We start from the raw sequence: 4,942 nt of genomic DNA, 5'->3' as shown, positions 1-4,942 counted from the left end.
CTTATCAATTATGCTAGATTTACTTGGCCAACCAATTAATATACAAGTTGCCAGAATTTCACGCGAAGCCCTGCTAATTCCACCAGCGATATTATAATCGATCGTAGTCATTACATTCACCTCCGTTTCACTTCCGGAAGCATACTTTGCGATTGAATCTAAATTTTTGCGAGCTTTCTTAAGATTAATTTCGGCCATCTCGTTGTTTGGTACAACTGAAAGAACTGTTAATGGATGAGGTGATTTTTTATTTCTTATTAAAGTCGCCATATCCAATAGCATTTCCATATTATTCAGATTAGCAATGGGCAGTATAATATGCTCTTCTTTTGTCTCATCTTGTTCAGGAATGTCAATGTCCGGATCTCCTTCTAAAACTACTTTTTTAGATGCTGCTTCAGCATTAAGAGTTGCGATAATGCATGAAACCAATATTAATAATATAGCACCGTTTAAAACATTTTCACCTACGATATTATTTTGATAACCAACTAAAATTACAGCTAATGTCGCTGCGGCATGCGATCCACTAAGACCATAAATCAACTGTCTTTGTGCTACAGAGTATTTAAAAATCCTTTGTGTAAAAAAGGCAGCAGTCCATTTTCCACAAACAGAAATCCCTACTAATGCAGCGGCAATCAGTATGGCAGTTGGCCCATTTAAAAGAACTGTTACGTCTACCATCATACCAACACTAATCAGAAAGAATGGTATAAAAATAGCACTGCCAATAAAATCTATCCGATTCATTAAGGCGGATGAAGAAGGGATTAATCGGTTAAGAGCTAAACCGGCCATAAATGCTCCAATAATAGGTTCGAGGCCTGCTAAATCTGCAATAAAAGCTGAAACAAATACGGTAAAAAGTACAAAAATATAATGTGCAGTTCTTTCCCCTTCAATTTTTCTAAAAAACCATTTAGCAATTTTCGGAATTATATAAAACATTATAAAAAAGAAAATTGCAAACGAAATTCCCATTTGAATCCAGAACTGACTATTTAACATCCCTTGAGAGAATGCAACTATAATGGCAAGAATCACCAAAACTATAGTATCGGTTAATATTGTTCCTCCGATTGCCACAGCAACAGCCTCATTCTTAGCTATTCCATAACTGGTAACTACAGGAAAGGCTACCAAAGTATGAGTAGCCATCATAACACTAATCATGATACTGGCAGCCATATCATAATTAAACACATAATAGAATAGTGGGTAACCAATTAATACTGGAATAATAAATGTAAAGAATCCAAAAGTCAGACTTTTATGTTTGGTTTTACCAAAATCGTTCACATCTAGTTCCAGTCCTGCTATAAACATGATATATAAAATACCTATGGTCGAAAACAAATTAACTGCAGAATTATTTTCTATAATGTTTAAAGCGTAAGGTCCAATAATAACCCCAGATAGGATTAAACCAATTATACCAGGTATTCTGATTTTACGTAAAAGAATCGGAGAGAGTAGTATTATAAATAAGATAAGCGCAAATATGAGAACCGAATTAGTAAGAGGCGTCTCAAATTCATGTTTTATATGTTCGATAAATGCTTTATCCATAGAGAAGTATTCTTGTATTTCCTATTAAAATGATCACTCACAGATTACAATATTACTGCAGTATGTGACTTCAAATATAAAAAAATACATTAAGTCTTGGTTAGGCAGTTACGTGCTTTTCTTCCAACTCAGCATCTATTAGCTCATACGGGGAGTTTTTACTTATAAATTCCGGAACAATTTGTTTCATCTTACGAACTACAGCTTTATTGATCTGTTGTTCATTTATCGCCAACAGTTCATCAATATTTCTTTTTGTTTGATCAAACGGATAGCTTACAACTCGTGCAATGTTTATTTTTTCATGATGAGTTGGTAAAGTATGTTCAGAGGCACTTAATAGCTCTTCATATAGCTTTTCTCCAGGCCGTAAACCAGAAAATACTATACTAATATCTACACCCTCCTGCAGACCTGCAAGTTGAATCATTTTTCTAGCTAAGTCAACAATTTTAATAGGTTTACCCATATCAAAGACAAATATCTCTCCGCCTTCGCCCATTGTCCCTGCTTCCAAAACTAATTGAACAGCTTCAGGAATAGTCATAAAGTATCGGGTAATCTCAGGATGAGTAACTGTGATAGGCCCTCCCTTTTCTATCTGACTTTTAAAACGAGGTATAACAGATCCGTTTGATCCTAATACATTTCCAAATCTGGTTGTAATAAAGCGGGTCTTAACATTTTTTGATACATACATGCCGTTTCCATTCACTCCCTTTTGTTTCAGTGAATACTGACCATCATTCAAAGCTTGTATATAAATTTCTGCCAGACGCTTGGAAGCACCCATAATATTAGTAGGATTAACTGCTTTATCTGTAGATACCATAACAAATTTATCTGTTCCGAATTTCACAGCTAAATCTGCAACATTCTTAGTTCCTTGCACATTCGATTTTATAGCTTCAAAAGGGTTATGTTCCATTAAAGGAACATGTTTGTAAGCAGCGGCATGATAAACTATTTGAGGACGTAAATTATCAAACAATTTATGCATCCGGCTATAGCTTCTAACATCAGCAATCTTAATTTCTATAGAAGCATCTGGAAACTTATCTTCCAACTCTAATTGCATTTCATGAAGAGGAGATTCAGCTTGGTCACACAAAATAAGAAAAGCTGGATTATATTTTAATACTTGCCGAACAATTTCTGACCCAATCGATCCTGCAGCTCCAGTAACCAATACTCTTTTCCCTGTCAAATCATTACTCACTCTTGTTTGGTCAATTCGGATAGGCTTCCTTTGTAAAAGATCTTCAATGCTTAACTTCTGCATCTGTTTTCTATCCAATTTACCAGAAAGCCACGTTCCAGCCGGTGGAACCGTTATTACCTTAATGCCTAATCTTAGAGCACGTTCAATTACAACCTTTTTATCTCGTTCTCCTAATAGCTCATTAATAACAATAATTTGATCAATATTTTTCTTAGCATTTAAGACTGTAAGTTCCTTGAAATGATAAACCTTTTTTTGCTCCATATAACTATTTAGTCTAGTGCGGTCAACATCAATAAAACCTTCTACTACATAGTTCGCATCTGAGTTATTCTCCAATGCCTGTTTAACTAAAACAGCATTTTTATCTGAGCCATAAATTAGTACATTAATTCTTTCTTTATTCCCATAACGTCTGATCATTACATAAAAAGCTGCTTTTGCAAAAATCCTCAACATAATTAATAATGAGGAAGTAATGAAGAAATTAATGATCAATATACTGAACAAATTCAATAATTGAATATGTAGGATCGGTTGCACAAATAAAAAGGAAGCAAACAAAAAAGCAATACTGAAAGTTAATACGGCAACAAAAATACGCAGCATATCCTGCGTATTAGAATAACGTAAAAGACCTGTGTGAAGTCTTAAGAAGTAGATTACAGGAGAGGCTATTAAGCAGAAGAGAGAAATGTAAATAAGATAGTGGCCTCTTACCATATCATTAAACTCGAACCGCTCAACAATAAAATAAGAAAAAGAAAAAGACCAACTTATGATTATTAAATCAACAATAAATATCACCCATCTAGGGAGAGTCCGACCTTGAAGTAAAAATTTTCTCACATTTCTATATTAAACCTGTTCTTTAATCTCGGTACATTTCAAGCAATAAGTGTACCATGAAAACGAATGTTTATTTTAAAACGCAACAAAAAATCATTCATTTAGTTTCATAAATATTCTACTAAAAAACAATATTTATATAACATACTGATTGATAGAGTAAAATAAATATGAACTATCAGCTTAATTCATTAAAATATTTATGAAACAAAGGAATGGTCTCAATACCCTTCAGGTAATTTGCAATATCATACTTCTCATTTGGTGAGTGCAAATTATCGCTATCTAAACCAAAGCCCATAAGTACAGTCTTAATGCCTAATTCTTGCTCAAACAATGCTACAATCGGAATACTCCCTCCACCCCTTGTTGGAATTGGGGCTTTTCCAAAAGATTCCTCAATCGCTTTTGAAGCTGCACGATACGCTACACTATCGGTAGGAGTTACAACAGGTTCTCCCCCATGATGTGGCTTTACACTTACAGTAACAGTATCTGGAGCGATACGTTTAAAATGATTCTTAAAAATTTCAGTGATGTTATTTGAATTCTGATTAGGAACCAAACGCATCGATATTTTAGCACTTGCTTTAGCAGGCAGAACAGTTTTTGCACCCTCACCGGTATATCCACCCCAAATACCATTCACCTCTAACGTTGGTCGTATACCTGTACGCTCCAAGGTGGTATAGCCTTTTTCTCCCCAAACATTTTCAATCCCCAAATCTTCTTTATATTCCTCAATATCAAAAGGAGCTTTATTAAGCGCCTCACGCTCTTCTTCAGATAAAGTTACAACATCATCATAAAATCCAGGGATTGTAATATGATTGTTTTCATCATGCAGAGAGGCAATCATTTTTGCCAGGATAATAGCAGGATTAGCCACAGCACCTCCATAAACGCCTGAATGCAAATCACGGTTTGGCCCTTGAACTTCAACCTCAACATATGATAAACCTCGTAACCCTGTTTCCAGAGAAGGGTTTTCCAAACTAATCATAGAGGTATCTGAAATTAAAACAACATCTGCCTTTAATCGTTCCTTATTTTCGCTAACAAAAACTCCTAAATTGTCCGATCCTACTTCCTCTTCGCCTTCAATCATAAATTTAATATTACAAGGTAAGCCATCTGTTTGAAGCATCAATTCAAATGCCTTCACATGCATATAGAATTGACCTTTATCATCACAGGCACCTCTTGCATATATTTTTCCATCACGCACAGTTGGTTCAAAAGGAGGAGTTTTCCAAAGTTCTAACGGATCCGGAGGTTGAACATCATAATGTCCGTAAA

Annotated in this window: 3 protein-coding genes; all 3 read right to left on the bottom strand. The window is 34.9% G+C overall.

The genetic code is table 11. The features are described from left to right. Window positions 1-1,572: cation:proton antiporter (locus ABWO41_RS15285; RefSeq protein ID WP_353139919.1), on the bottom strand; the 1,572-nt coding region annotated here is incomplete at its 3' end. 100 nt (window positions 1,573-1,672) lie between these two features. Further along, window positions 1,673-3,403, bottom strand: coding sequence for a polysaccharide biosynthesis protein (locus ABWO41_RS15280; RefSeq protein WP_353139918.1), 1,731 nt, complete (start codon window positions 3,401-3,403; stop codon window positions 1,673-1,675). Between the two features lie 418 nt (window positions 3,404-3,821). Next, window positions 3,822-4,942 (bottom strand): dipeptidase (locus tag ABWO41_RS15275; RefSeq protein WP_353139916.1); only part of this gene is annotated, 1,121 nt, incomplete at its 5' end.

Source organism: Pseudopedobacter sp. (genome assembly GCF_040392825.1).
Taxonomy (GTDB): Bacteria; Bacteroidota; Bacteroidia; order Sphingobacteriales; family Sphingobacteriaceae; genus Pseudopedobacter.
The sequence above is the reverse complement of the archived record's forward strand: the minus strand, read 5'-3'. Positions and strand labels throughout refer to the sequence as shown.